This is a genomic window from Glycomyces sp. NPDC050141 (assembly GCF_055586545.1).
In genome coordinates, this window is sequence record NZ_JBVJHZ010000021.1 from 1 (window position 1) to 26,464 (window position 26,464).

The 26,464-nt window shown below is 67.6% G+C and carries 22 protein-coding genes; 9 read left to right on the top strand and 13 right to left on the bottom strand.

Going from position 1 to position 26,464, the window contains the following annotated elements:
* Positions 1 to 114 precede the first annotated feature (114 nt).
* Together ACZ60M_RS14110 and eccE are read right to left on the bottom strand one after the other, a co-directional pair.
* Positions 115 to 1,809 (bottom strand): hypothetical protein, encoded by a 1,695-nt coding sequence (locus ACZ60M_RS14110; protein ID WP_465418068.1) that lies wholly within the window; start codon positions 1,807 to 1,809, stop codon positions 115 to 117.
* Positions 1,806 to 3,062: a type VII secretion protein EccE gene (eccE, locus tag ACZ60M_RS14115; protein WP_465418069.1), complete on the bottom strand. Its 1,257-nt coding sequence runs from the start codon at positions 3,060 to 3,062 to the stop codon at positions 1,806 to 1,808. The genes ACZ60M_RS14110 and eccE overlap by 4 nt, the downstream gene beginning before the upstream one ends.
* Before the next feature lie 185 nt (positions 3,063 to 3,247).
* Between eccE and ACZ60M_RS14120 the strand changes: the two genes are divergently transcribed.
* Positions 3,248 to 4,582 carry a S8 family serine peptidase gene (locus ACZ60M_RS14120; RefSeq protein ID WP_465418071.1) on the top strand — a complete coding sequence of 445 codons (1,335 nt, stop codon included), beginning with the start codon at positions 3,248 to 3,250 and terminating at the stop codon, positions 4,580 to 4,582.
* A 158-nt stretch (positions 4,583 to 4,740) separates the two neighbouring features.
* On the opposite strand, the gene ACZ60M_RS14125 is transcribed toward ACZ60M_RS14120, so the two are convergent.
* Together ACZ60M_RS14125 and ACZ60M_RS14130 are read right to left on the bottom strand one after the other, a co-directional pair.
* Positions 4,741 to 5,028, bottom strand: a complete 288-nt coding sequence (locus tag ACZ60M_RS14125) for a WXG100 family type VII secretion target (protein ID WP_465418073.1) — start codon at positions 5,026 to 5,028, stop codon at positions 4,741 to 4,743.
* Between the two features lie 35 nt (positions 5,029 to 5,063).
* Complete coding sequence (locus ACZ60M_RS14130; RefSeq protein WP_465418075.1) at positions 5,064 to 5,354, bottom strand: WXG100 family type VII secretion target; 291 nt, start codon at positions 5,352 to 5,354, stop codon at positions 5,064 to 5,066.
* Positions 5,355 to 5,877: 523 nt separating this feature from the next.
* On the opposite strand from ACZ60M_RS14130, the gene ACZ60M_RS14135 reads away from it, so the two are divergent.
* Both ACZ60M_RS14135 and ACZ60M_RS14140 read left to right on the top strand, forming a co-directional pair.
* Entirely contained in the window at positions 5,878 to 6,474 is a 597-nt protein-coding gene (locus tag ACZ60M_RS14135; protein ID WP_465418077.1) for a hypothetical protein, read from the top strand.
* Positions 6,475 to 6,520: 46 nt separating this feature from the next.
* Positions 6,521 to 7,762 (top strand): hypothetical protein, encoded by a 1,242-nt coding sequence (locus ACZ60M_RS14140; RefSeq protein WP_465418079.1) that lies wholly within the window; start codon positions 6,521 to 6,523, stop codon positions 7,760 to 7,762.
* Between the two features lie 116 nt (positions 7,763 to 7,878).
* On the opposite strand, the gene ACZ60M_RS14145 is transcribed toward ACZ60M_RS14140, so the two are convergent.
* The 5 genes from ACZ60M_RS14145 to ACZ60M_RS14165 form a co-directional block, all read right to left on the bottom strand.
* Positions 7,879 to 9,315, bottom strand: coding sequence for a S8 family serine peptidase (locus ACZ60M_RS14145; protein WP_465418080.1), 1,437 nt, complete (start codon positions 9,313 to 9,315; stop codon positions 7,879 to 7,881).
* Between the two features lie 216 nt (positions 9,316 to 9,531).
* Positions 9,532 to 9,975, bottom strand: coding sequence for a hypothetical protein (locus ACZ60M_RS14150; protein ID WP_465418081.1), 444 nt, complete (start codon positions 9,973 to 9,975; stop codon positions 9,532 to 9,534).
* Between the two features lie 7 nt (positions 9,976 to 9,982).
* Positions 9,983 to 10,768, bottom strand: a complete 786-nt coding sequence (locus ACZ60M_RS14155; RefSeq protein ID WP_465418082.1) for a hypothetical protein — start codon at positions 10,766 to 10,768, stop codon at positions 9,983 to 9,985.
* Positions 10,769 to 10,770: 2 nt separating this feature from the next.
* Complete coding sequence (locus ACZ60M_RS14160; protein WP_465418083.1) at positions 10,771 to 11,913, bottom strand: WXG100 family type VII secretion target; 1,143 nt, start codon at positions 11,911 to 11,913, stop codon at positions 10,771 to 10,773.
* 17 nt (positions 11,914 to 11,930) lie between these two features.
* The gene (locus ACZ60M_RS14165) at positions 11,931 to 12,356 is read right to left on the bottom strand and encodes a hypothetical protein (RefSeq protein ID WP_465418084.1); all 426 of its coding nucleotides are present in this window, start codon (positions 12,354 to 12,356) and stop codon (positions 11,931 to 11,933) included.
* Between the two features lie 794 nt (positions 12,357 to 13,150).
* On the opposite strand from ACZ60M_RS14165, the gene ACZ60M_RS14170 reads away from it, so the two are divergent.
* On the top strand, positions 13,151 to 13,663 hold the full coding sequence (locus ACZ60M_RS14170) for a hypothetical protein (protein WP_465418086.1): 513 nt from the start codon (positions 13,151 to 13,153) through the stop codon (positions 13,661 to 13,663).
* Positions 13,660 to 13,932 (top strand): hypothetical protein, encoded by a 273-nt coding sequence (locus ACZ60M_RS14175; RefSeq protein WP_465418087.1) that lies wholly within the window; start codon positions 13,660 to 13,662, stop codon positions 13,930 to 13,932. Before ACZ60M_RS14170 ends, ACZ60M_RS14175 begins: the two co-directional genes overlap by 4 nt.
* A 34-nt stretch (positions 13,933 to 13,966) precedes the next feature.
* Here ACZ60M_RS14175 and ACZ60M_RS14180 read toward each other — a convergent pair whose 3' ends face one another.
* Entirely contained in the window at positions 13,967 to 15,121 is a 1,155-nt protein-coding gene (locus ACZ60M_RS14180; protein ID WP_465418089.1) for a hypothetical protein, read from the bottom strand.
* Positions 15,122 to 15,214: 93 nt separating this feature from the next.
* Here ACZ60M_RS14180 and ACZ60M_RS14185 point away from each other — a divergent pair, with 93 nt between their 5' ends.
* Entirely contained in the window at positions 15,215 to 16,042 is an 828-nt protein-coding gene (locus ACZ60M_RS14185; RefSeq protein WP_465418091.1) for a hypothetical protein, read from the top strand.
* Here ACZ60M_RS14185 and ACZ60M_RS14190 read toward each other — a convergent pair whose 3' ends face one another.
* Complete coding sequence (locus ACZ60M_RS14190; protein ID WP_465418093.1) at positions 16,043 to 17,152, bottom strand: hypothetical protein; 1,110 nt, start codon at positions 17,150 to 17,152, stop codon at positions 16,043 to 16,045.
* Between the two features lie 119 nt (positions 17,153 to 17,271).
* Positions 17,272 to 21,309, bottom strand: a complete 4,038-nt coding sequence (eccCa, locus tag ACZ60M_RS14195; RefSeq protein ID WP_465418095.1) for a type VII secretion protein EccCa — start codon at positions 21,307 to 21,309, stop codon at positions 17,272 to 17,274.
* 218 nt (positions 21,310 to 21,527) lie between these two features.
* Between eccCa and eccD the strand changes: the two genes are divergently transcribed.
* The 3 genes from eccD (at position 21,528) to ACZ60M_RS14210 (ending at position 25,500) form a co-directional block, all read left to right on the top strand.
* Positions 21,528 to 22,934, top strand: a complete 1,407-nt coding sequence (eccD, locus tag ACZ60M_RS14200; RefSeq protein ID WP_465418097.1) for a type VII secretion integral membrane protein EccD — start codon at positions 21,528 to 21,530, stop codon at positions 22,932 to 22,934.
* Between the two features lie 42 nt (positions 22,935 to 22,976).
* On the top strand, positions 22,977 to 24,572 hold the full coding sequence (gene eccB, locus ACZ60M_RS14205; protein ID WP_465418098.1) for a type VII secretion protein EccB: 1,596 nt from the start codon (positions 22,977 to 22,979) through the stop codon (positions 24,570 to 24,572).
* A 139-nt stretch (positions 24,573 to 24,711) separates the two neighbouring features.
* Entirely contained in the window at positions 24,712 to 25,500 is a 789-nt protein-coding gene (locus ACZ60M_RS14210; RefSeq protein WP_465418100.1) for an Rv0361 family membrane protein, read from the top strand.
* A gap of 59 nt (positions 25,501 to 25,559) precedes the next feature.
* Here the strand turns inward: ACZ60M_RS14210 and ACZ60M_RS14215 are convergent, their stop codons facing one another.
* Complete coding sequence (locus ACZ60M_RS14215) at positions 25,560 to 26,357, bottom strand: SGNH/GDSL hydrolase family protein (protein WP_465418102.1); 798 nt, start codon at positions 26,355 to 26,357, stop codon at positions 25,560 to 25,562.
* Positions 26,358 to 26,464 lie beyond the last annotated feature (107 nt).

Here is a 26,464-nt window from a genome sequence, read left to right on the forward strand (position 1 = left end):
GGTTGGGGGGGGGGGTTGGGGGTGCGGGGGGGGGGGGGGGGGGGGAGGGGGGGGGGGGGAGGGGGGAGGGGGGGGGGGGGCCCCCCCCCCCCCCCCCCTCTTGCCATGTCTCGACTAGTACGTGCGCATGGGGGCGCCGAACATCTGCGCCTCAATGGAGGTCGGGGAGCACCACAGGTAGCGCTCCTTCTGGCCCTTGCGGAGCATGGCGATCATGTCGTCGTGCAGCATCTGGAGCCATTGCAGCACTTCCTGGTTGACGCGGATCGCCGAGCGGGCGATCTGGGCCTCTTCGGCGGTGAGCCGCTGCAGGACGGTCATGTGGGCCTCGCCGGTGAGCTCGTCGGCGTAGTTGGTGAGGCGGGGCAGGACGGTGAGCTGGGTGCGCCAGGGGCCGAGGACCGGCTTGGTCTGAGAGCCGCGCTCGCCCACGTCGTAGACGTACAGGGCCGGGGAGTGCTGGCTGGCCTCGACGGTGACGGGCTGGTCGCCGTGGAGGACGGCGAGGCGGTCGTTGCGGCCGGTCGCGGTCTCGCCCAGGCCCTGCCATTCCTGCGGGCGGGTCGTGCAGACCGCGACGCGGGTGCCGATCGCCAGGGCGCGGAAGACGAGGAGGCGGGCGAGGTACACGCCGCCGATGAGGTTGATGCGGGTCTCCTCCGGGCGGAAGAACGGTGCGACGACGGGCACCTGCTCGGCGTCGCGGCCGATCACGAGGCCCGAGGGCGGGCTGGCGGAGGTCATGAGCTCCAGGGCCCGCGCGGTCGGGATGACCGGGGAGGGCTTGATCGCCTCGATGGGGCGGCCCGCGTCGCTGGCGGTCTCGACGGCGCGGTCGGTGACCGGGAGTCCGTAGACGGTGCCTTCGGTGGGTCCGGCCGAGACCGAGCCGACGCCGAACAGGCCGGCGGAGGTCGGCAGGGAGCTGACCGGGCCGCCGGTGATCGGGGCCGCGCCGGAGTACGGCATGCCCGAGTACGGCTGGGCCGAGGCGGGTTGCGCGGAGAACGGCTGGCCCGAGATCGGCTGGCCGGACACGGGCTGCGCCGAGACCGGGGAGACCGAGGGGGCGCTGACGGGCGCGGCGGAGACCGGCGCGACCGACGGTTGGGACGGCATCGGCGGCTGCGACTGCTGGGGCGGCGGCGCGGGCGGCTGGTACTGCGGCTGCTGCGGCCGGGGCGGTTGCGCCACAGGGGGTTGCGGGGCCTGCGGCTGCGGGACCGGAGGCGGGGTCGCCCGGGCCTGCTGCGGCGGCTGGGCCACCGGGCGCTGCGGCTGCTGGTACTGCGGCGGCGAAGACGGTTGCGGCGCTTGGCCTTGCGGGGGCGAGGGCGGGCGCATCTCCGGCGGGCGGGGGGTCTGCTGCTGCGGGGGCACCGGCGGCTGGGCGTGCGGGGGCTGCGCGCCGCCTCGGGCGCTCGGCACCTGCGGCTGCTGGGGCGGGGCGGCCGGGCGGCCTTGCGGCGCGGGCGGCTGCTGGCCCTGGCGCGCGGAGCCGTAGACGGCGGGCTGGCCGGGCTGGCTGCCCGTGGGTCCGCCACCGGGCTGGCCGTAGACGGCGCCTTGCTGCGGGGGCTGCGCGCCGCCGCGGGCGCTCGGCGGCGGTGTGGCCGCACCAGCGGCTCCGGCGCGGCCGATCTTGGCGGTGCCCGACGATTCGTCGTCGACAGCGCGGCGCTTGCCGCCCTGCTGCTCTTCGTCCTCGTCGGAGTGGCGGCCGGAGTTGCCGGCACCGCTGCGGTACGTGCCCCCCTGGTAGGTGCCGCCGCCGTACACGTTGCCGTTGCCGTTGTTGCGGTCGCTCATCGGGGGCCTCCTCCGGTCGGGGCGGATGCGTAGGCGGCGGGGCCGTGCTCGCCGTCGAGTCGCTGCAGGCGGACGCCGAGCTGGTCGGCGACGTTCAGCAGCTGGTTCTGGGCCGACTCCCACGAGGACTGGTCGAGGGCGAGGCGCACGATCCCGTCGACGGCGAGCTGGCGTCCGGTGACGCGGCCGTCGGGGTTGACCTTGCCGTTCGTGCCCGCGGTGACCACGGTCGAGACGGTCACGAACGCGGCGGGCACGCCCGAGAGCGCGTCGCCGGTGCGGTGCAGGGAGGCGGCGTCGGTGGGCCACTTGGTGATCCGGTACGAGACGTGGCGCAGGCCGTCGGCGTACCAGTGGTTCCAGTCCTCGGCGGTGCGCTCGCCCGGGACCGGCGCGAACGCGACACCGAGCGACTGCGAGACCGCTTCGCGCACGCCCTCGGCGTCCAGGATGCGGTTGGGGACGCCGACGTTGCCGAGCAGCTTGCTCACGCGCTGCGAAGTCGAGGCCAGCGCCTTGTACACGCCGTCGACCTCGCCGCCGCGCTCGGCGGTGGCGTCGCGGGCGTCGCGGGCGCCGAGGCGCACGGCGAGCCAGGCCTTGTGGTGGACCACGGCGGGGTAGTCGCCGAGGAGCTCCCGGTAGGAGCGGGAGGCGGGGCTGTTGTCGTAGGCGCTCAAGCCGACCGGGGTGGTGTGGCCGATGAGCTGCACGGCGGTGACGGGCACGGAGGTCTCGTCGAAGAGCCGCTCGAGGCGTTCAAGCGGGATGGCCTTGGTGCCCTCGTCGGTGCTGCCGATCTCGATGACGGAGAACCAGCCGCCGTTGTCGTGGCCGATGCCGACGTTCTCGTCGCGGTCCTCGATGCCGGTGATGCCCAGGTCGGGGGCGATCCGGTGGAGGACCTCGGTGAGCTGCTCGGGGTCGAGGGCGCGGATGCGCCGCTTCATGCGCGACTTGAGCGGCCAGGTCTGGTACCACCAGTAGTCGCCCTTGCGCCAGAACACGATGACGAGCACGATGAGCGCGACGCCGCCGCCTGCGGCGCCGGGGATCATGCCGAACGCGAGGCACGCCAACGCGAGCGTGAGCGCCAGCTCGATCGTGATGAGCTGCGCGACCGTGAGCGGGCCGAGCCTGCCGGTCGAACGGGTCGTGAACACGACCGACTCGCCGGGGGCCGGGCCGTTGCCCTGCTGGGCTTGCACGGACGCGGTGCCGCGAGCTTGCTGTTGGGCCTGCAGCATCGTCATGGGCGACGTCTCCAAGATGAAGGTGAGTGGTCGTATCCATCGTATGCGGACGAGTCCACTGCTTGGTCCCCCGCCCTTGCGGTGTTTCGCGCCGATACGGGTGGACCTGCCCGCTGGTATCGCGGCGTTAGACTGACCGGGTGCGATTCCTCCCGCGTATACCTCTCTATTCCGCTGCTGTCGCGATGGCGACCGCCGGAACCGTCCTGCTGGCCACCACTCCTGTTCAGGCGCAGCAGGACGGGTGGGAAGACCTGCCGATGGCGCTCGAGGACGAGCGCGGCCCGTGCTCGACGGTCACCGAGGGCAGCGAGCCGCTGAACCAGCGGCCCTGGGCGAAGAACTTCATCGGGCTCGAACAGGCGCAGCAGTACAACCGCGGCACGTTCGAGACCGGCGACAAGAAGGGCCAGCCGGTGGTCATCGCGGTGATCGACTCCGGTGTCGAGGCCACCCGCGACGACGTGTTCGGGGGCCGTCTCATGGACGGCTACGACTGGTGGGACGCCGATGCCAAGGGCCAGTGCGATTCGAGCGGCCACGGCACGGCGGTGGCGGCGATCGCGGCGGGGAGCCCGATGGGCACCCCCGGCAACGAGGACTTCATCGGGGTGGCGCCGGAGGCCCAGATCCTGCCGATCCGCGTGTTCAGCGGTGACAGCAAGGAAGGCGGCGACGCCAACAAGAGCAAGGCCGTCGGCCTCGCCATCATGGAGGCGGTGGACCACGGGGCCGACGTCGTCAACGTCTCCTCGGTGATGATCCAGGGCCCGGAGCTCGCCGAGGGCGTCGCGTACGCCATCGAGCACAACGTGGTCGTCGTGGCGGCCTCGGGCAACGAGACCAAGAACATGGACGACGACTCCATCGAAGACGACAAGGAGACGTTCTACCCGGCCAACTACCCGGAGGTCATCGCGGTCGGGGCGCACAACCCGGCCGGGAACTGGTACGAGAAGACCAACTTCGGCAACAACCTCGACCTGCTCGCGCCCGGCGCGGAGGTCGCGTTCCCCTATGCGGCGGGCGACTGGCTGGACGACTCCGGCACCAGTTACGCCGCGCCGTTCGTGGCCGGCGCCGCCGCGCTGCTGAAGGGCCAGTACGGGGCCGAGGCGACTCCGGCGTGGATTCAGCAGCGCCTGCAGGAGACCGCGATCCACCCGCCGAACGAGTTCAACATCTACCAGGGGCACGGCATCCTCAACGTGGCGGCGGCCCTGACCGCTCCTTACGTCGCGTCCGAGGTCACCTCGACGACGGTGACCGAGACTCCGACCGACGAAGCGAGCACCGCCCCCATCGCCGACGAGGACCGCGACTCGATCGCCGGACTCGACCCGGACTTCGACCCGCTGCGCACCGAGAAGGCGATCGCCTGGGCGAGCGTGGGCGCCGCGATCCTGCTCGCCACGCTGGTGCTCGTGCTGAAGAAGATCGTGCCGAAGGGCCGGGGCCGCAAGTGGCGTCCCGGTACCCGCAAGCAGGACATCGTGCCGGTGAAGGCCGCGATCGAATAGCGAGCTGAAGCGTTGAAGGGCGGGACCGGTCCGATCCCGCCCTTTCGCATTGCCGCTCGCACCCCGCGCCGTTCACGGGAATGCAGGGGCATGAAGAAACCCGGGTCGTCCTCGCGGATTACCCGGGTTTCCTGTCGTCTTCGAGCTCGGGGAAGCTGCTACCCGCCGAAACGAGAGGCGTTCGCGGCCTCGGTCTCCTGGTAGCGGTTCTTCGCGTTGTCGACCGCGCGGCCGACGGCTTCGAGGATGTCGTTGATCTTCTCGAAGGACGCGTCCCACTGGGCCTTGGCCTCTTCGTAGGCGGCCTTGTCGGCGCCTTCCCAGTCGAGGGCGTCGAGCTGGGTGCGGAGGTCGGCGAGCGTGCTGGTCATTTCACCAGACTGCGACGCGATCTCAGCAGTTGCCGCCTCGAGCTCCTCGTAGCTCATAGCAATACGAGAACCCATGGTTCACCTCTTTCCTTAACGTTGGGGGAAGTTAGTTAGAGTTCGCCTTCGAAGGAGCTGAAGTCCGACTGCGACTCAGCGTCCTGCTCGGCCTGCTGGGCGGCGGAGGAGTCGAGGCTGTCGGCGATGTCCTGGAGCGCGTCCAGGAGCTTCGCGGCCTCGGTGTCCCACGCCAGCATGACGTTGGCGAACGCGGCGGCGCCCTGGCCGGTCCAGGAAGCGGCGAGCTCGTCGCACAGGGCCTTCAGGCGGTCGAGGTTACCGTCGACCGCGAGCTTGGCGTTGACCGTGTCAGTCGCTGCTTGAGCGACTGTTTCTGTGTCCATTGCGACACCGGCCATATTTCACCTCCAAGTGATTAACCGGGGCTGAGGCGCTAGAGACCTAGGCCTGCAGGGGTATCCCAGTGAGTTTTTGATCGATTCCGCAGTCACCATAACCCGTCCGTGCAAACTCACCGGGTTGGCGGTGCGTCTCTGAGTTTACAAGCATTGCGACCGGCCGTGTATCCCCACTTTGTGCCAGCTCCGCTGGCAGTCTTCCCCCGATCGGGTGAGCTTGTGGGGCCGGTCGTTCGGTTGCGGCGCAAGGGGTGCGCAAACCGGGGCAACCAGGGTGAACGGTCGGTCAGGGGCACGGGTCGCGGATGTCGCCGAAGGCAGGGAACGTCCTGTGGGCGGCGTGTGTCCCGTACTCCCGCTTTCGTGCCATGCGGGACGACCTGTTCGGTCCGGGTGGCCGCAGCTCGGTATGCTGGTCTCAGCACAAATCGAGCGACCGTGCCCGCCGCGCCACGCCGAACGGCTCGGGTCGATATCCCCCCCTGAAAGCCCGATCTGCACCGAGGTGATGACGTTGTTGGATGACGGCGGCTACTCCGCTAGCTACGACGCGAGCGAAGGCCTGTACACGGTCACGAACTCCGCGACCGGCCAGACGACTCAGATGACCGAGGAGTCCTTCGACGAGTTCATCACCAAGATGGGCACGACGATCGACGACCTCGGGCTCTTCCGCAACCGGATTCTCGAGGGCACCGTCGTCACCATCCGCGAGAGCTGGAACCAGGACTACCTCAGCATGGGCGCCATGCAGGAGGTCGACGCCCTCAACCTCAGGCTCGGCGGCTTCGACGACGCGCTCGAGCTGCAGGAGGCGTACCGGACGGTCTTCTACCCTTCGCGCGCAGAGCAACTCGACCGGGTCGTGCACGGCCTGGACACGGGTCGCGTGGTCAGCGAGGACATCAAGACCAGCTATCTGGAGAACGACGGCAACGTCTCGGCGGACGTCGTGAACATCCAGGGCGAGTTCGACAGCAAGGGCAGCAGCATCACGTCCGGCGACGTGGACGAGGCCCGCTCGGAGAACGAGCGCGGCAACGACATGCCGGCCACCGGCAACGAGACCGGTTCCGACTCCGACGAGCAGCCCCGGGTGCTCTAGTCCTCGTTCACCGCTGAAGACCTGACCCCCTAGGAAGGAGTCGAAGATGGTTGCCAAAGGCAAAGGTGTCGACTACTACAAGAGCACCTATACCCACCAGCAGCTCTGGGACATGCTCCACGAAGGCGACGACTACGAAGTCGAGCGTGCGGGCTCGATCTGGGTCTCTGCTGCGAGTGGTATGAAGGCCGCGCGCGAGGAGTTGACCACTCACGTCGACTCCCTTCGCCTGCAGTGGACCGGCCCCGCCTCGGACGAGTTCCACGGCCGCATGGAGCTCGTCAAGCAGTACAGCGTCGAATCTGAAGACGGAATGAAACAGGCTGGGGAGAATAAGATTCCCTACCTCGCCAATGCACTCAAGTCCGCTCAAACGAGCTCCGAGTCGTTGAACCCCGCCTACATCGACGAATACGAAGACTGGGTCGAGAGCAAGAAACAGGTCGATCCGGCTAGCGCTGAGGCACAGTCGAAGAAGACGCAGTGGCAGCAGGAATACCAGAACGACCTGAATGTCAAGCACCAGGAAATGGCTCAGATCGTTGCAGACCTCGGTGACGAGTATGCGCGCGCACGGGAAGAAGACTTCGGTGAGCTCCCGTCTCCGCCTCCGAGCGACATGCCTGGCAACAACACGTACACGAAGCCGACCGGCGGCGTCTTCTCTGAAACCGCGTTGAGCGGGTCGGACTCGACGGGCAGCATGCCTGCGGACCAGGCTGCCGACCTCGACGGCGACGGCTTCGCTGACTCTCCCGACGACCTCGACCCGGTCGACGCCGGTTGGAACCCGGGTTCCTACGACGACGTCGACACGAACGTCACCGGTGGTGGTCTTGCCAGCGGCGGCATCCTTCCGGGTGGCGGCGGTGGCGGGTTCTCGACCGTCGGCGGCACCGGCGGTGTCGGCGGCTCGACCATTCCTGGCGGCGCGGGGCTTTTCGGTCCCTCACAGGGCGGCTCCGGTTCGACCGGTGGCCGCGGCGGTGCCGGTTCCAGCCCCGCGCGTGCGGGTGCGAACGGCAGCAAGACCGGTTCGAGCCCTGCCCGCTCCGGCGCCAACGGCCCGCGCGGCGGGAACACCGGAAACCGGCTCTCTTCGTCCAGCCGCAACGCGATCGGCCGTGGCGGCAGCGGTAATGGCCCTCGTGGTGGCACCCGCTCCGGATACAACGATGATGACGACGAAGAGATCTACACCCGCGAGACCTGGCTGCGGGAGGACGATGTCGACTGGAGCCAGAACAACGTTCGTCGCGAGGAACTCGACGACGACGATGACGAGTAAGAACCCTTAGTCGGGTGAGTGAGGGCGGATGGCTGAGCCATCCGCCCTCACTCATTCGCCCACTAGAGAAGCGGAGGGGCCCATGCGCACAGTGCATGGGCCCCTCCGCTAATGCTCTACTGCCTGTTTGGATCACTCGGTCGCCAAGGTGCGCCCTGGTCAGGACCGCTCGGCGGCGGGTTGAATCCCTGCTGCCCGCGAGGGGGGCTGCTGTAGCCCTGCGGTCCAGGTGGCGGACCGCCATAGCCCTGGCCGCCTCCCATCTGGGGAGGACCTCCGTATTGCTGCTGCATCGCGGGCGGTTGCTGATATCCGCCTGGAGCGGGCCCGTTGTTCGGGTTGAACGCTCCGGGTTGTTCGGCGGCTGCGGCACTCTTTCGGCTGCGACCACGGAGGACGAGCCAGACAGCGATCGCTGCACCGACGAGGACTACCGCTGCTGCGACCACAATGATGGCAGAGAGGTTCGACTCTTTGTTGCCTTCTGCCCCAGTCGATGCCGGACCTCCTGATGCGCCTCCGGCCTCGGTCTCCGCCGGTTCCTCGGAGCCAGCGTCATCCGGTGATGCTCCGCTAGCACCAGGCTCCCCCATCGGGTATCCAAGCGGGTTCTCCGAAACCTCCTCGATGCCTTCGGCATGAACGGCCTGGTCGGCGTTCACAAGCCCGTACCCAACATCTTCGCTTCGGGCGCCACTGCCATCACCAGCAGTCTGGATCATGCGCTGGATTACGTTGCTTGCATCGAGTTCCGGATGAGCCGACCATGTCAGAGCCGCAACGCCTCCGACAATCCCCGCACCCATCGAGGTTCCGCCGACCACATCAGCGTAGAGCTCAGTGTTTCCCAAAGTGGGGTCCTGCGGTACCGGCGCAGTCATCTCATCGGCAGGGGCCGCTAGAACAACCTCTGGACCGGTGGTCGTGTTCTCGTACCAGATCTCACCGCCGCGAGTTGTGCCGGTAACGGCGACAACACCCGGGATCGCTGCGGGGAACGCCACTTCCTCGGCAGGATCGTTACCTGCGGATGCAACAATGATTGCGCCTTTGTCGATGACGTACTGAATGAGTTCACGGTCATCGTCAAATACAGTGCCGTAGAGACTCCATGGAACAACTAGAACATCGGCGCCGTTGTCAACTGCCCATCTGAAGGCATCGGCATCATAGACACCGACAAGATCGTTTGCGCCCGTGCTCTCACGCACTGGCATGATCGTGGCCTCAGGAGCTGCCAGCAATACTCCGGCTGCGACAGCGGATCCGTGGCCATCCGTGTCGCTGCGCCCGTCCGTTTCGTCGGAGAAGCCGGTGTAGCCAGGCAGGATGTCTTTGTCATCGAAGTACGGGTGGTCGCCGATCCCTGTGTCGACGACCGCAACGGTGATGCCTTTGCCCTTGGTGGTGTCCCAAGCCGCAGGTGCCTGGACAAGCTCGGGAACCCAGGCGTTGTCGGCTGCATAGGTGTCGTCCTGGGCGAGAGCCGAGCCGGGGGTGGCTGCGATGACGGCGGCCGTGGCGATGGCGGCGAATCCGGCGCCGAGGGTCAAGCGGGAGCTGGATCTGCGTAGCGCTGGTTGGGGTTTCGGAGGGATTGGCGTGAGAGGTATGGCCATAGGGTGAGACCCCTTCCGTGTGCCGGTCGTTACAGCGCGGTCCGCACTGTCCCACAAGATACCGGACCAACCCCAAGCCCACGAGACCGGTTGATCTGGGCACTTGCTGCGGTCTCCCCGGCCGCTAGCAGGCAATGCCTTCACATCAAGCTAGAGCTCAGCCTGGCGTAGCGCCTCTTCGTACTGCTTCCGCTCGAAGACGAAGGGCCCCAGGTCTGAGAGATCCCAGGTCGGCCGATGCCCGTTCCGGAACCGGCTCCATGTCACCGAAGTCCCGGTCACCTCTGCATCAGCGACGAGCGGCCAGCAACCCCAGTCGCCGCACCCACAGCCGAGCAGAACCGTGTCGCCGTCATCGAAGTTCGAGAGTGTCGGCTCGCCGATGAAGTGGCGACTCGGCCAGAGGATGTCGTCCGCCGCGACCAGACCCTCGTACGAACCCGCTAGGTCTGGGTTTCCATCCGCAGTAGCGAACGGCAGCTCAACTCGCCGGGCACACTGTTCAAGCGGCACACCGTCAACCCAGATCCCCACCACCCGAGACGGCTCATCGGCAAGCAGCCGCTCAACTACCTTGAACTCGACGACGTTCATGTGCGCATCATATGAGCAGCAGATGTGCCACAGCAGCACCCGTGCGTGCGGGGGCCGGCCCCATGAACTGCCGGAGGGCTAACTCTGGAAGCAGCTCTGCGTCGTAGAGCCGCTGGAGCGTTGATGGAAGCAGGTCTGTCTCAATCCAAGCCGCAACAGACTCAGGCGGGATTACACAACCGCTCGCCAAGCCTCCCGTGCAGAGCTCGGCGGATCCCTTGAGGCTCATGGTGATGTGGTAGAAGACGATCACTTCTCCCGCGCGCATCATGACCTTGAACTGTGGGACGTGGTCCCACTCCGGGTCCGCGACCATGATGGCTTCATCCCAATCTCCGTTGAGATCACTCGCCTGCTCGGATTCGGGGAACGGAAGGCGCAGACGATAGGAGTCGGCACCAGCGTCGTTCCAGTACTGGAATGCGCCTTCGGCATCGTCAGCTGAGGTCCAGGTATCCGCGGTCGAGAGGACCGTGATCGTTTCCTTCTCTGCGTCGTTCTCGAACCGTGTGAGGTACTGGGCACAAGATCCTGGCTCAGACTGCTGAGCGGTTCCAGCGTCATAGCCGTGATCAGTGGCAAGTTGCCCTGCGGAGCCTGAACCGAGAATCTGGCATAGATCCTCATGCTCAACTGGGCTACCGAAGTCCACTGGCCCCACGCTGTCCGACGATTCCGTGGCCCCGTCGTCCGGGTCGACTGTCGGCTGGCAGCCAACCAGACTCGCGATGATCAATGCGGCGCCAGGCAGGATCAGGGCTGCCTTGAGAGTCGATCGTTCAATGAATCGCATTGTCAGTCAACGTACCCGGGGATGAGCTGGCAGGTGATCTGACTGCTCCAGTCTTGTGCGGCCTCATCGAGGTAGTCGGAGGCCGTCAGGTTGCGCATGTCGTAAAGGTTGTTCAGCAGGTCGTCTGCTGCGGTCAGGAGGTCGTCCCGCACCTCGGTCACGAGCTGGGTCGTAGGGATAGTGCCGTAAGTCGGCCAGATCTTGTCCATCAGCCAGTCGATCGGTCCATTGCTCTTGTCGACTACCTTCCCGTCTGAAGTGACCTCGAAGTAGAAGTCATGCACAGCGAGAGCGTCACCCAGGTACGGAACACGGCCCACCAGGATCTTCCCGATGAAGCGCTTGGTCGCCTCCGTCGCATAGTCCTCGCGGGAAGTGGCCACCTGAATGCCTTCGTGAGCCTGGGCGATGGCGTTGTTCAGAGATGACATGGCCTTGCCCTGCTCGATCGCTTCTTCGTGTGCGCTTCGAACCAGGTCTGCGAGGATCTGCCGGTGATTCGCGGCGGCTGGATTGAGCTGCTGGCCGAATACTTCGTAGCAGGCATCAGCGTCGTCGCCTTCCCAGTTGTCGAAGAGTTCAGCCACTTCCGCGAACTCCTTGTCTTCGTGCGCTTCGATCAGGTTGTCGATCCCCTCGGAAAGCTTGTTGAGATGCGGCAGGGCGGCAGCAATCTTCCAAGTCTGGCACTGCTCGAAGACAAGCTCGTATGCCTCTTTGACTGCGTCAAGGTCAGCTCGTGTTGCCTCCTTGGCATACGACTCGATGAAGTCGTCATCGGCAGAAGTCGAGACCGTCCACCCATCTCGGACCTCTGACGGGCAGTAGGCATCGGTATCTTGGGAGATCTCGGTCGGCATGTAAAGCTCAAGTGCACCCGACCATCGGAAATAGCCACTGACCTGCTGGGCGGCGGAACCGGGCATGGTTCGACTCTCCCACCCACCTCCGTGCTCAGTGAAGGTGCCGTCCTCCTTGTCCGCGCTGATCTCCTTGGGATTCTTTAGCAGCGTGTAGGCATTCGGGAAGAGCTCCACCCCTTTCGAACGGCGGTGGGCCTCAAGGAAAATCGGCTCAAGTGACTCGATGGCGTTGAGGATCTCCGGCCGGTTCGGTACATCGTCGAACGAGTAATCGCCTGCCATTGGGTATGTACTCCGTTTCAGACCGGTTCAGGGGCATCGTCGTTGGCCGCGGACTGCTGCGCTTGCTCGAGGATTTGCGCTTCTTCCTCAGCCTTCTGGTCGATGATGGTCTCGCGGTTGGCTTCGAAGTTCGTTTCGAGGTCATCCAGGGCCGCATTCAAGTCGACAACAGCGTCCTGCTCGTCTTCCTCGTAGCCATCGGCGATGGTCACGAGTGCCTGGCCCATCGCGTTGATGCTAATTGGCGTTTCATCGACCGCGCTCTTGAAAAGGTCGAAGAGTTCGGCCCAGGTCGCGCCGTTCGGGTGGGTACCGAAGAGGTCATCCTTGAAGGTAGACAACGACTTGGCGGAGGGGCCAAGGACCTCATAGCTGGCGGCGATCGCCGGGCATGCTTGTGATCCGATCACACGGATGTCTTCAGGGGTGTATTCGCGACTCATCCTGTTCTTTCATGTAGGCGGGCGACCCTTTACGGGGGTATGGCAGCTCTGCCAGGATTGTGAATTTTGATCATGCTACAAGACAAACGCTCTCGATGAGGTACACGTGAACCAACCACCAGGATCGCAATCGGCGAGCCCCCGCGAGGCAGTTGGGGACACGCCGGGGGGTTGGGGTTGACATTTGCCGGGTAAGGGCCTCAACATGAAGTTCGCGGGCATGTCGAATGTTCGACAGCCCGCGAGCCAAGTTCATATGGAAGTTTTCGCAAGCCGCCCGGTGGCCGAAAGTTTGGTCACCGAAAGCCACCGGGCGGCCCCTTGTACCGAAGGAGTCGCCTCCTATGGCGTTTACGACCATACCTTCTTCCGGGCTGTCTGGGAACAGGCATTCCGGGGCTATTTCCGGGCGCTGGCCTGGGGATTCACCCTGCCCTGCTTCCGTTGAGGCGGTGGGTTCGCCGTCTCCTGGGGCCTACCGGTACGACCCTTCGAGCTACGACCCGACCATCCCGGATTCGGATCCCCGATCGCCCCGATACGAGCCGCCGCACCTGCGGCACCAGCCCGGGGATACCTGGGTCATCGATCGGAACCGACCGCATGATCCGCTCGATCCCGGGCCTTACGGCTCGCCTGGGTGGTACCCGGATGAGCGGACCGGGCGGCACCGGCGCGGGGAGTTGCCCGATGCCCCAGAAGCTCAAGCGCCGCAACCAACTAGGGTGCCCGCGGGCGCGAAGCCGGTTCGGCCACCATCGGCGACTAATGAGGAACCACGACCCATCCGGCCGGTGTTCAGGCCCACCCCGGAGCGCAAGTCCGTACCACCTGGGTTCTCGGCCGACCCCTCCCCCGAGGAGGCCGAGCCGGAACCGTCCGAGCCGCCGCGCAGGTACCGGTGGCAGGGCTCTGCCGAACAAGACCAGTACAACTTCGGGAAGCTGCGGGAGGATGCCTGGGCCGAGTTCCTTGAAAGGTCCCAAGAACTCCACGATGCGCACTTCGAGCCCTCGACCTTCCTCCGGGAACGGCTCGCGCTGGCGTTCCAGCGGATCGGGAGGTTCTTCCTGCGGGTCTTCGGGGTTGTCGGGCGGTCGGCGGATTGGGAAGAGCCGGGGGCAGGCATCAAACCCATCTCGCACCGGCTTGCCGGTCGGCCGAAGCGTAAGCCGTCGCCTGGGCCTGGGCTTGGCGGGAACCCACGGCAGGGGGCGCGGCGGACGCTTCCGATGAGCGAGTTCGTGCTCGACTGGGAGCGGCATTTCGATGCTGCCCAGGCGTTCCGTGAGGCGGTGACGCCGTGAGCTTCGTTGCGTACACCGCGACGGTGCAGGTCGACGGGCGGCGGCTGCATTACGAGGTGATGGTGCCGCAGGCGCGGCTGAGGGTCACGCTCGCTGATCCGTGGGAGGAGTCCGAGGTCATCGGGTCGGTGATCTACCTCGATAGTGACGCGCCGGGCCTGCGGGTCGCGGCTCCTCTGCAGATCGAGTGGGCGACTGCGCATTCGGAGACGATCGTTGCTGAGGCGGTTCGGGTTTGGGCCGCTGTGACCAGGGCTTGCAACGGGTAGTGGTCCGGGCGGGCGGTGGCACCGCCCGCCCGGGTCAGACTGTCTCGCACCAGGAGTCGTAGCCGTCGCGCCAGAGGGTGTCTTCCGGGTCGGTGGGGGCGTTCGGGTCTTGGTTGGGCCCGATCATGTAGTCGCCTGCTTCGTTGACGACCAGGTAGAGGCCGCTGGTGGTGAGCGGGCATTCGAGGACGACTTCCGCCCCCGAGGATGCGTCCACGGCCGTCACGCGGGCGAGGCCGACGTGGCGGGTCAGCAGGGCGGTCTCGATCGCGGAGTAGATGGCGGGCCCGTAGGACGAGACGGCGGCCTGCGGGTATTCGATGATCTCCCAGCGGTTGTCGTCGCCCAGGGTGAAGCCTTCAACGTCGATGTCGTACTTGCGCAGGCCGAACGGGCAGCCGAAGGTTTCAGGGCCGTCCGGGTTCGCCATGCACTCGTCGAGGTAGGCGGTGAGGCGCTCATTGAGTTCCGGCTCGGAGCCTTCGGCGGGCGTGAAGCCTTCGAAGGCGGCGGGGAGGTGCGGGAAGTCGGTGCCGTCCTCGCTGACCAGGCGTTCCCCTAGGGCGAGCAGCGGTTCGGCGTCGTAGGCGAAGGGTGCGGGGGGATCGGGGTAGAGCTGGTAGAGCCCGGGGAGCAGCGCGAAGTCCCGGCTTTGGTAGGGGTTCAGTTCGAGGGGGACGGTTGCGCCGTTGACCTCTAGGTAGGGGACGGGCAGCGCGTCGATGGAGAGGGTGGCGAAGGGGTCCTCTATCTTCCATCCGTCCTGGTGCTCTTCGAGGTCGAACCAGGTCGTGAGCTCGGTGCCGTTGGGTCCTTCGACGGTGGCCCAGACGTTCGCGGTCTGGACGAACGGCGACCAGGAGTGCAGGCCGAGGTCCAGGATCTCCCAGTCCGAGCTCATCGCCTCGGGGACGAGGAAGTCCTTCGCGCCGTTGGGATCGCCGGTCGTCCAGTCGAGCGCCGCTTCAACCTCGCCGGATCGGGAGGCTTCGAGGAAGGCGCGGACGGCCTCGACCGGTTCGGCCGCTTGGCCGTCGGTGTTGATCCACCGCACCGTGTAGATGCCCGCAGCGAGGGCGAGGATCAGGGGGACGGCGATCGTGATCCGGCGGCGGGTGCGGGCCTTCATCGGCACGTCGGGCCAGCTCTGGGCGGCGCGAGGATCGGGCGGGACTCGGCGGACGACCATTGGGATTCCTTGAGCGGGTGGGGTTTTCGGGGACTGCGACTCACCGTACTGCGGCGCATCCACCCGGTTGCGGACGGTTTTTACGATGAGGCGGTGAACCCCTCGCCCGAGCCCGTTGCACCCGCGCGTCGCCGCCTTCCCGACTGGGCGTTCGCCGTCGGGCTGGTCCTTGCTTCGCTAATCTTTCTTCTTTCTCCCCTGTGGACTGTTGAGCCTTCGTGGTTTCAGGAGCCGAAATCGAGGGAGACGTCCGAGCCGGAGCAGCCTGCGGAGCTCGCGAACTTCCTGCCGCTGGCGGACGTGCGGCCCGGGGAGGAGCCGCCGGAGGCGTCGGCGGTCGCCGTCGAGGAGTTCGGGTATGACGCCTCGCTCGACGGCAGCGGACTGGTCTGGGGTGCGGCGCTTCGGAACACGCACGTCGAGTACGCCGTGAGGTTCAGTCTGCGGGTAACGGTCAGCGGGGCGGGCACCAACGAGTACGACCCGATGTACACCTCCATGGTGCCGCCCGGCGGCGAGGTGCTGGCGGGCGACTCGGTCTACATGGAGGGCGGTGTGCCCTCGGATGCGGTCGCCGAGGTCGAGGTCGTGGGGCTGGAGTGGTTCGCCCTCGACGGGGGCGGTCCGGTCGCCGCTGCCGAGCCGCTGGTGAGCGGCCGCATCGACGCGGTCGACCTGCCGGGCGAGCCGCGCGGGGAGGTGCGTTTCGCAACGACGATCACGAACACCGCCGGTTATGCGGTCGATCCCGAAGTGACTGCGGTCTTCCGCCGCGCCGACGGCACGCTGGTGGGTTGCGGGGCGGTGATCCAGGTGCTGGCGGTGCCGCCCGGGGAGTCGACTCGGGAGATCTGGCTGTGGGGCGAGGACGTTCCTGCCGATGCGGATCTGTCGCTGACCGAGTTCGCGCCGACCTGGTAGCTAGTCGCGGCAGGTGATGCCCCTGATGGTGTCCCGGGTCGGGTCGCCTTGGGGGAGGACGCACTCGGTGGGTTCAGTGACGCGTTCGACGCAGGGGCTCTCGAGGTGGAGGGCGGCGGTCGCGGTTTCGGTGTAGGCGAGGGTGATGGCGTGGGCGCCGGTGGCCGTGGGGTAGGCGGCGTCGGTGATGGGGAAGGCTCGTTCGGCGGTGATGGTGCGGATGCCGTCGAGGGTGGCGCCGTCGTAGACGAGGGTGAACTCGGGCTCGGACCAGCGGGCGGCGACCGCTTCGGAGGCGGGCTCGCGGAGTTCGTAGGTGAGCTCGTAGCGGTAGGTGGGATTGCCGGCGGGGGTGAGGTAGTCGCAGGGGACGACGTCGAGGGTGCGGGTGGTGAACCCGGTGAAGCCGGGGATGGCGTCGGTGGTCTCGGTGACGGCCTGTTCGAGGCCCGCCCAGGTGCCGGGCTCGCGGTACTCGCCGCCGGGGGCCTGGGGCTCGGTGGCGGCGTTGGTCCATTGGCGCACTTCGGTTCCCATGGCGAGCGCGCTGGCGAGGGCGAGGCACCAGACGGCCGTCTCGAGGCCGAGGACGCGGCGGGGCCGGGGCGGGGCGCCGAGCCATTCGCGGGCGCGGGCCGTGGTGGTGATCCAGGCGCCGACGAAGAGGATCGGGCCGATGGTGACGAGGTGGCGGAAGCCGACGAGGTTGGAGCCGTCGCTCATGGTCGCGGCCAGGGGCATTGCTTCGGGGGTGAGCAGGAGCACGGTTTGGACTACCGCGAGGGCCGCTGCCGCTGCCAGGTAGAGGCCCGCTCGGCGGCCGCCGCGGGCGAGGCGGATCGCGGCGATGAGGTTGACCGGGACGGCGGGGGCGAGGATGAGGAGGTAGGCGAGGCCGCGTTCGGTGAGGTCGTTGTCGATGCCGGGCCAGGCGTAGGCCTGGACGCCCTGCCACGCGAAGAGCCAGGTGGCGACGACGGAGGCGGTGGCGGCGAGGAGGAGGACGCGTATGGATTGGATCGCGATCGGGGCTTTGGTGCGGCCCAGCGCCTTTTCGGCCTTGCCGTCGGGGACGGTGGCGAGGCCGGGCGGGGTGAGCAGCGGTTTCATGCGGGGCCTTGGTCTCCAGTGGCGCGAGCGGAGTTCGCGTCCGTTCTGACACTAATACGCCGCAGGGCCGCCGACCGGTTGCGGTCGGCGGCCCTGCGATCTGCGTCAAACCCGGGCGTCTAGGCGCTGCCGTTCGGAGGGAGCAGCGCCGTCTGGATGAGCTGCTCGCCGTCCTTGCGGCGCACCAGGGTGCCGCGGCCCGGAGGCTGCGGGCTCGGGCGGAGCTTGCCGAAGATGGCGCCCTCTTCCTTGCGGCCGTTCAGGAGCAGACCAGGCGATTCGAGCTGCTTGATCTGGCCGACGATCGGGTCCATCATCGCGCGGGACGCACCGGAGGCGCGGCGGGCGATGATGACGTGGAAGCCGATGTCGCGGCCCTGCGGGATCAGTTCGGCGAGCGGCGCGAGCGGGTTCACGCGCTGCGCGACCATCTCGTAGTCGTCGACGATCAGGTACAGGTCCGGGCCGGTCCACCAGGAGCGGTCGCGAAGCTGCGCCGGGGAGACGTCGTCTCCGGGGAGCCGCTTCTCGATCGGGCCCTTGAGGTTCTTGACCGAGTTCTCGAACTGCTTGCCCGACATGGCGTAGTCCAGCAGGGTCGGCTTCGAGATCTCCTCGAGCATGCCGCGCCGGTAGTCCGCCATGATGACCTTGGCTTCCTTCGGCGTGTACGTCGCCTGGATCTGCCGGGCGATGTGGCGCAGGAGGTTGGTCTTGCCGGACTCGGAGTCGCCGAACACGAGCAGGTGCGGCTCGGCCTGGAAGTCGAGGTACACCGGCTTGAGCCCGGCCTCGTTGAGGCCGATCGGGATGCCCGGCTTCGAGCGGTCGACCGCCTGGAGGAAGTCGGCCACGTGGAGCTGGCGCGGCAGCAGCCGCACCTTCGGGCAGGGCGGGAAGCGCCAGGCCTGCTTGACCTTCTTGACGAAGTCCTCGACACCGCCCTGCAGGTCGTCGCCGTCGCGGACGCCGTCGATGCGGGGCACGCCGGAGAGGAAGTGCAGCTTCTGCAGCGAGAGGCCGCGGCCGGGGCGGTTCTTCGGCACGTTCGCCGCCGCCTTGCGGTCGATCTCGGACTCCATGTTGTCCGAGAGCTTCAGCTCCAGCTTGAGGCCGAACATGTCGCGCATGTTCATGCGGATGTCGCCCCAGCGGGTGCAGGTGACCATGACGTGCACGCCGAAGGCCAGACCCCGGTTGCCGATGGCGCGGACCTGGTCGACGAACGGCTCGAAGTCCTCGCGCAGCGTCATCCAGTTGTCGATGACCAGGAAGATGTCCCCGTACGGGTCCTCCTGGAACCGGCCTTCGGCCTTCATGCGCCGGTAGGAGCCCATGCCGTCGATCTTGTTGGCCGTGAAGAACGCCTCGCGCTCGTCGAGGATCGACGTGACCTCCTGGATCGTGCGGCGCACGCCCTCTTCCTCCTGGCGGCCGAAGACGCCCGCGACGTGCGGGAGGTCCTCGATGCCGCGGAGGGTACCGCCACCGAAGTCGAGGCAGAAGAACTGCACTTCGCGCGGCGTGTGGAGCAGCGCGAGCGAGCCGATCATGCCGCGGAGCATCGTGGACTTGCCCGACTGGGCGCCGCCGGCGATGGCCACGGTGCCCTGGGCGCCGGAGAGGTCGACGACGAACGGGCTGCGGCGCTGCTCGAACGGCCGGTCCTCTTCGCCGAGGACGGCGTGGAGCTTCGCGTTGAGCGAGAAGCCCTTCGGGGACAGGCCGCGGACCGGGTCCGCTTCGAGCGGGGGCAGCAGCTGGTCGAGCGTCGGCGGCTCGAGGAGCGGCGGGAGCCACACCTCGTGGGCCGGGCGGCCCATGCCGAGGCAGTTGTTGACCATGACCTCGAGTTCGGAGAGCTTCTCGTTCTCGTCCTCGGTCTCGGCCTCCACCACTTCCTCTTCGGGCTCTTCCTCGACCTCGGGCTCCGGGGGGAGCTCGACGAAGCCGGGGAGGAAGCGCTGCACCTTGTGCTGCACGGCCGCGATGCGCTCGGCGCGCGAGGCGACGCGTTTCGGCGGCTTGTAAGGGCCACCGACATAAGCGGCGCGGAAGCGCACGAGGTCCTGCGTGCCGACCTGGAGGTACCCGTGGCCGGGGGCCTGGGGCAGCTCGTAGGCCGCGCCCGAGCCGATCACGGTGCGCGACTCCTGCGCCGAGAAGGTGCGGAGCGCGACGCGGTACGACAGGAACGTGTCGAGGCCCTTGAGCTTGCCTTCCTCGAGCCGCTGCGAGGCGAGCAGCATGTGCACGCCGATCGAGCGGCCGATGCGGCCGATCTGGAGGAACAGGTTGATGAACTCCGGCTTGGCGACCAGCATCTCGGAGAACTCGTCCGCGATGATGAGCAGCGTCGGCATGGGGTCCATGGCCTGCCCGGCCTTGCGGGCCTTCTCGTACTCCCAGCGGTTCGTGAAGTTGCCTGCGGCGCGCAGGACTTCCTGGCGGCGCACGAGCTCGCCTTCGAGCGCGTCGGCCATGCGGTCGACCAGCTCGATCTCGTCGGCGAGGTTCGTGATGACCGCGGAGACGTGCGGCAGGTCGTCGAGGGCGGCGAACGTGGCGCCGCCCTTGAAGTCGACGAGGATGAAGTTGAGCTCTTCGGAAGAGTGCGTGGCGATCAGGGAGCCGATGATGGTGCGGAGCACCTCGGACTTACCGGAACCGGTCGCGCCGATGAGCAGGCCGTGCGGGCCCATGCCGCCGACCGCGGACTCCTTGAAGTCGATGTCGACGATGCCGCCGTCCGGGCCGGGCCCGATCGGGACCTTCAGGTAGTCCTTGACGGGCTTCTCGCGCCAGTGCACGGCCGGGTCGAGCGCCGCGGCGTCGTTGAAGCCGAGCATCTCGGGCAGCGACGACGGGTTCGCCAGCGGCGACTGGTCCTCGTCCCCCGACTCGGCCTTGCCCGAGGCGCCCTTGAGCGTCAGGCGCCAGGGCGCGAGCGAGCGGGCCACGCCCTCGGCCTGGTTGTAGGACATGCGGTCGGGCCTGCCGAGCACGCGGCGGCGCCCGGCCTGGTCGGTGTAGATCTCCTCGGGCGTGACGTCGTACAGCTTGATCTGCGGCCCGGGCTTGCGCGGCAGGTAGCCGGAGAAGTCGAACACGGTGACCCCGGCCATGCCGTCGGCGGCGATGATGCCCGTCGGGTCGACCTCGCCGCCGTCGAGGATGACGACCAGGTGCGCCTGGCCCTCCCCGGCGGTCGCGCCGGGCGACCACGCGCCGCGGCTCGAGAGCTGCTCGCGCAGCGAGTTCTCCAGCTGCGAGGACTTGGTGTAGAACATGCGGACCGGTCCGGCCCCGTCCTCGGCGGACGGGTGCTGGAGGTGCGGCAGCCACTTCATCCAGTGCCACTCGGGCATCCGCTGGTCGTCCGCGACGACCGCGACGATGAAGTCGTCGGGCGAGTGCAGGACGGCGGCCTGGACGAGCTGGGCGCGGATGTTGTCGACGACGAGCGCCCGGTCGCCGCGCAGGACCACGCGGGCGGCCTCGGTGTACTTCATCGAACGCGGGATGTCGATGACGTTCGAGTGCGCTGCCACGAAGCGGCGCAGCGCCATCGAGGTCATCGGCTCCAGGTCCTCGACCGGCTTGGTCTCCGGCGGGACGAGCTTCATCGTCATGCGCTGCTTGCCGATGCCCACGCGGATGTCCAGCGCGTCGTCGTCCTTCGCGCGCCGCTCCCACATGCGGCGGGAGCCCACGAGCGACCACAGGGCCTTCGGGTCGGGGTGGCGCCACCGGGCCGCGCGCCACTGCCGCTCGGCGCCCTTGCGGGCACGGCGGCGCACCTGGTTGAGGTAGCGCATGTAGTCGCGCCGGTCGGCGTTGAACTCGGCCTTCTTCTGGGCGCGGTTGCCGCCCATGCTGGTGGCCATCATGCCGACCATGGAGATGCCCATCATGGCGCCCATGGCGATGCGCATGGTGTTGTTGCCCGAGTTCTGGGTCGCGCCCGTGCCGACGCGGGACATCATCATCATGGCCATCGCCGCGGCCCCCGCGAGCATCGGCAGGATCATCAGATACTGCGAGATGTTCTTGGGCTGCGGGTCGGGCATGTCCGGCGGCGACTCCAGGAGGATGTCACCGCGGGGGGCCTGCGGTCCGCGCTTGCGCGGAGGCCTGCGGAAGAGTTTGGTCGTCACAGAGGGTCCTTGTGCTCACCGGGGGATGCGCCTACCACGGGGACGCTTGCTGGCCGTAACTTAGCGCTGTCGTATAAAAGTTGTTAGTGCGCTCTGTCGAGTATCGCACTTATCAGGGTAGAACCTGACCGCCACTCGGCCGGTACACCCGCCGTTGCATGAGGCATTTATCCTTGAACGGTCCCCCCGATCACCGACCCGACCCGGAGGTTCGCACGGTGAGCACCAAGTCGGCCACTCTCTCAAGGGTGACGATCGTCAGTCCTCGCACGAGGATCGACCTCGCACTGCCCTCAGACGTCCCCCTTTCCGACCTGCTGCCGACGATCCTGCACCAGGCCGGGGAGTACTACATCGACGAGGCCGGCGACAACGGCGGCTGGATTCTGACCCGCCTGGGCGAGGAGGCGATCGACACCGGTCACTCCTGCTCCCAGCTGGGGATCAACGACGGCGAGATGCTGTATCTCAACCCCGCCGACGCCGCCAAGCCCGAGGTGGTCTTCGACGACATCATCGACGCGATCGCCACTGCCACCGAGCAGCGCGGCAACCGCTGGGACTACCTGGCGACCAAGCGCTTCAGCGTGGGCGTCGGCACCGCGGCCCTGGCCGTGGGCGCCGTCGCGCTCCTGCTCACGGTCCACCTGGCCTCCGCGATCGTGGCCCTGTCGGTCGCGGGCATCCTGGTCGGCGCCTCGGCGCTGCTCTCGCGCGCCGTCGGCGACTCGCGCGCGGCCACGTACTTCGGCGTCACCGCCGTCTTCTACGCCGGTGTGGGCGGCCTGCTCATCGCCAACACCGACGACCTGGGCCTGTTCGACCTCGAAGGCCAGCACGTGATCATCGCGGCCTCGGCGATCCTGCTGTTCAGCGTCCTGTCGATGGTCGCGGTGGGCGACATGGCCTCTGCGCCGGTGTTCATCGTGACGATCCTCGGCGCCGTGGTGCTGGGCGTCTCGACGGGCCTGATGCTGGTCATCCCGCACTCGACGGCCGCGACCGCCGCCGGTATCGCCGCGCCGCTGGCGCTGGTGATCCTGCCGTTCGCGCCGAGCCTGTCGCTGACGATGGCGATGGTGCCCACGCCGCAGCTGCCGACGACCACGGAGGAGCTCAAAGAGGGCGACGCCGAGGCCATCGACGGCAAGCGGATCCTCAAGCTCTCCGAGCACGCCGGGAACTACCTCGAGGCCCTGTACTCGTTCGCGGCCGTCGTCGGCCTGATCTCCTCGATCGCGCTCGCGTTCTCGGGCGAGATCCCCGGCCTCATCCTCGCCACGATCATCTCGCTGGTGCTGCTCAGCCGGTCCCGCACGGTCGAGGACCGCGCGGCCCGCATCGTGATGCTCACCGGCGGCATGGGCGGCCTGGCCGCGACGCTCGCCGCGGTCTTCGTCGCGAGCGCCGACAACATCCTGGTGCGCCTGACGGTGATCCTCGGCGCGCTCACGCTGCTCACGCTTATCGCGATGGTCTACGGCCTCGCCGTGGCGGGCAAGAAGATCGCCCCCACCTGGGGCCGCGCCCTCGACATCATCGAGGCGCTGCTCATCGTGTCGATCCTGCCGCTCGTCGGCTGGGTCTGCGACCTGTACACGATCGCCCTGTCGCTGCGCGGCTAGCGCCCACCCCCTGACCTCGACTCCCGAGAGAGGCGAAACCGAATGGCCCAGATGCGCTCCCGCCGCGAACAGGTGGAGGCCCACAAGTTCATCACTTCGCGCATGAACCAGGCGCTGGTGCTGGCCAACCCCGACTCGATCGAGCGTCCGCTGCGGCGCATCGGCGTCTCGATCTTCGCTTCGGTGATGGTGCTGGCGCTGGTGTTCGGCGGGTTCGCGATCGCGACCCTGTTCAACAAGGGCAACGCGCTCCCGGTCGAGGGCAACATCATCACGATCAAGGGCTCCAACGCCGTCTACGTGTACATCACGAAGGACGGCAAGGAGGGCACGAAGGAAGAGCCCGCGCGGCTGTGGCAGGTCGCCAACTACACGTCGGCCCTGCTGCTCGCCAAGCCCGGCTCGACCGGCATGCCCGAGGTCCAGGACCTCAAGCCCGACTCGCTCAAGGACATCCCGCGCGGGTCGTTCACGATCGGCATCCAGGGCATCCCGTCGCAGCCGCCGGACAAGGAGGAACTGCTGCAGAAGGTCAACTGGAACGCCTGCTCGATGCCGCGCGAGGACGGCGGCACGGCGCAGTTCCAGCTGACGCAGCTCGTCGTCGGGGACCTGGAGGACCCGGCGAAGTGGCTCGGCGACGACACCTGGCTCCTGGCGAAGACCGCCGTCCCCGAGGGCAGCGAGGACGCGCCCGACTACTTCCTGCTGTGGAACGGCGGCAAGTACGAGATCGGGTCCGACGACTACGACGCCAATCAGCTCATCGGCGACCTGGGGTTGAACGCCAGCCAGGCGATGACCCTGAACGAGAGCATGCTGAACACGATCCCGCCGGTCGCGCCGATCGCGCCGCCGCACCGGTCGGAGTTCACCACTGAGTCGCAGGTGGACACGGCCAGCGGCGGGAAGGTCGTCTACGGCGCCCCCGTCAAGGCCGGCGGCGAGACGTACGTGCTCATCCAGGAGAACGGGACCGACAGGTTCGCGCGGATCTCCGACACGATGGCGAAGCTGCTCGGCGCCCACTACCACGAGGAGCAGGAGGTCGCCACGACCACGGCCTCCGCCGTCGGCACGCAGGCGATCTACGAGCCCGAGCGGTACCCGGGCGCGGACCTGAGCGAGACCCTGTGGAGCTCGGACAAGGCCCGCCCGGCGGTGTGCGCGGTGTACGACCCGCGCAACCAGGAGGCGGAGTCGACGACCATCCGGATCGCGATGTACGACGTGGCGCCGAAGGACCTCACCAAGGCCGCGGAGTCGGTCGAGTTCCTCGAGGACGGCACGATCTTCTCCGACACCGTTGGGCTGCAGGCGCAGACGGTGCTCCCGCAGGGCCGGGCGGCGCTGATCGACAGCCGCACCGACCAGGGCGCGACGATCTCGGGCATCACGTTCATGATCAGCGACCAGGGCGTCAGGCTCGGCATCGCCGACCAGGGCAAGACGGACACGACGCAGAACATGCTCGGGTACGGCGGGGTCGAGCCGGTCTCGGTGCCGGACACCATGATCAACCTGATCCCCCGCGGCCCCGACCTCGACCCCGACGAGGCGCGCAAGCAGATGAGCTCGAACACCGACGACATCCAGGTCTACGAGACCGCGCCTGAGGAAGAGGGCAGCGGCGGCTGATAGCCGCAGAGCGCAAGGGCGACGCCGGGACCTGGACGGTCCCGGCGTCGTTCGTTCTCCGGCCAGATCGGAGGAACGCGGGTGTGGCGTCTGCGTGTTAACCTGGCGCAACCCACTCCCGACAATCCGAGGACTCGTCATGGCCTACCCGCCCCAGCAGCCGGGGTTCGACCCGAACCAGCAACCGTCCCAGCCCGGCTACGGCCAGCAGCCGGGGTACGGTCAGCAGCCCGGTTACGGGCAGCAGCCGCCGCAGCAGCCCGGCTACGGGGTGCCGCAGCAACCCGGATACGGTGCGCCCCAGCAGCCCGGCTACGGCCAGCAGCCGCCCGGCGCGTACGGCCAGCCGCCGCAGCAGCCCGGCTACGGCGCCCAGCCCGGTTTCGGTGCGCCCGGCGGGGCCCTGCCCCCGGCCCCGAAGAAGTCGAAGACCGGCCTGATCGTCGGCGTCGGCGCGGGTGTGCTCGTGCTCGTCGTCGCGATCGTCTTCCTGGTGGCCAACCCCTTCGGCGGCGGCCCGTCGAAGTCCGACTCCCCCTCCGAAGTCGCCCAGGGCTACCTGGACGTGCAGGTCGACCTCGTGTCCAACGGCGACCTCACCGACATCCAGGGCATGGCCGACAAGCTGAGCCCCTACATGTGCGCTGAGATGGTTGAGGAGATGGAAGCCGGCCTCGACGACGCCGAGGTGAGCGAAGAGGACATGGCCGACTACGAGGAGATGATGGCCGACGCCGAGTTCACCATCTCGTACGAAGTCGGCGAGGAGACCATCGACGGCGACAACGCCACCGTGCCCGTCACGGTCACGGGCGAGATGTCGCACCCCGACTACGGCTCCACGCCGCTCGACGAGGAGTACGACCTCGAACTCGTCAAGGAAGACGGCGCCTGGAAGGTCTGCGGCGACGGCAACAGCCTCATCTAAGACGTTAAAGCTTGAAGGGCCCCACCGGATTCCGGTGGGGCCCTTCCTTGTTGCGCGGGTCAGACGAGGTCGTTGAGGAGTTCGTAGTAGCCGTCCTTCTGGCCGGCCTTGTTGGGGTGGTAGGACTCGTTGATGGGGTAGGAGATGCCGTTGAGCCATTCGGTGTCGTCGCAGACGGCGTGGTTGTCGAAGGCGGCGCGGACGTCGGCGTACTGGAAGCCGTGGCTGGCGGCGACGGTGCCGATGACGTCGCCGAGGAGGTCGGCGGCGTCGTTGAGGGCGGCCTGCTCACCGGGGCTGATGCGGGTGATGGCGTTGCACTCCTCGCCGTTGAACAGGAGCGGGTAGCCGACCACGATCACCTGGGCGTTCGGGGCGGCGTCCTCGATCGCGTTGTAGACGGTGTGGAGCTTGGCGGGCAGCTGGTCGCGGACGAAGGCCTCGGCCGCGGCGATCTCCTTGGTGCAGGTCCAGGGGTAGGGGTAGGCGCACTTCTGGACGACGCTGGTCCAGCCGGTGTCGTTGCCGCCGATGGTGATGGTGACGAGGTCGGTGGTGGAGGAGAGCCCGCCGAGCTGGTTGTTGAGGACGTCGCCGGTCTTCGCGCCCGAGCAGGCGGCGAAGGTGAGATCGGCGCCGAGGTCGGCGGCGATGAGCGAGGGGTAGGCGGAGTCGGAACGGCGGCAGGAGGAGTCGTCGATGTAGTCGCGGGTGCCCACGCCGGAGGCGTAGGAGTCGCCGAGGGCGACGTACTCGATGGTCTGGGCCTGGGCGGCACCGCTGGTGAGAGCCGTGACGGACACGAAGGCGGCGAGGAGCGCCGCCGCCATTGTGGAGATTCGTCGGGGGTAGGACATTTTGGGCTCCGTCTCGAATTTTGTCCGGGGTCGGGGCCCTATTTATATAGGTTTCGTAACGGACGGTCCACCAACGGACCGTGAATTGTCGGAATATTGACAAACGT

Coding starts and splice junctions, on each gene's coding strand:
- ACZ60M_RS14110 (WP_465418068.1), bottom strand. CDS start 1,809: ATGAGCGACCGCAACAACGGCAACGGCAACGTGTACGGCGGCGGCACC.
- eccE (WP_465418069.1), bottom strand. CDS start 3,062: ATGACGATGCTGCAGGCCCAACAGCAAGCTCGCGGCACCGCGTCCGTG.
- ACZ60M_RS14120 (WP_465418071.1), top strand. CDS start 3,248: ATGGCGACCGCCGGAACCGTCCTGCTGGCCACCACTCCTGTTCAGGCG.
- ACZ60M_RS14125 (WP_465418073.1), bottom strand. CDS start 5,028: ATGGGTTCTCGTATTGCTATGAGCTACGAGGAGCTCGAGGCGGCAACT.
- ACZ60M_RS14130 (WP_465418075.1), bottom strand. CDS start 5,354: ATGGACACAGAAACAGTCGCTCAAGCAGCGACTGACACGGTCAACGCC.
- ACZ60M_RS14135 (WP_465418077.1), top strand. CDS start 5,878: ATGACGTTGTTGGATGACGGCGGCTACTCCGCTAGCTACGACGCGAGC.
- ACZ60M_RS14140 (WP_465418079.1), top strand. CDS start 6,521: ATGGTTGCCAAAGGCAAAGGTGTCGACTACTACAAGAGCACCTATACC.
- ACZ60M_RS14150 (WP_465418081.1), bottom strand. CDS start 9,975: ATGAACGTCGTCGAGTTCAAGGTAGTTGAGCGGCTGCTTGCCGATGAG.
- ACZ60M_RS14155 (WP_465418082.1), bottom strand. CDS start 10,768: ATGCGATTCATTGAACGATCGACTCTCAAGGCAGCCCTGATCCTGCCT.
- ACZ60M_RS14160 (WP_465418083.1), bottom strand. CDS start 11,913: ATGGCAGGCGATTACTCGTTCGACGATGTACCGAACCGGCCGGAGATC.
- ACZ60M_RS14165 (WP_465418084.1), bottom strand. CDS start 12,356: ATGAGTCGCGAATACACCCCTGAAGACATCCGTGTGATCGGATCACAA.
- ACZ60M_RS14180 (WP_465418089.1), bottom strand. CDS start 15,121: ATGGTCGTCCGCCGAGTCCCGCCCGATCCTCGCGCCGCCCAGAGCTGG.
- ACZ60M_RS14190 (WP_465418093.1), bottom strand. CDS start 17,152: ATGAAACCGCTGCTCACCCCGCCCGGCCTCGCCACCGTCCCCGACGGC.
- eccB (WP_465418098.1), top strand. CDS start 22,977: ATGGCCCAGATGCGCTCCCGCCGCGAACAGGTGGAGGCCCACAAGTTC.
- ACZ60M_RS14210 (WP_465418100.1), top strand. CDS start 24,712: ATGGCCTACCCGCCCCAGCAGCCGGGGTTCGACCCGAACCAGCAACCG.
- ACZ60M_RS14215 (WP_465418102.1), bottom strand. CDS start 26,357: ATGTCCTACCCCCGACGAATCTCCACAATGGCGGCGGCGCTCCTCGCC.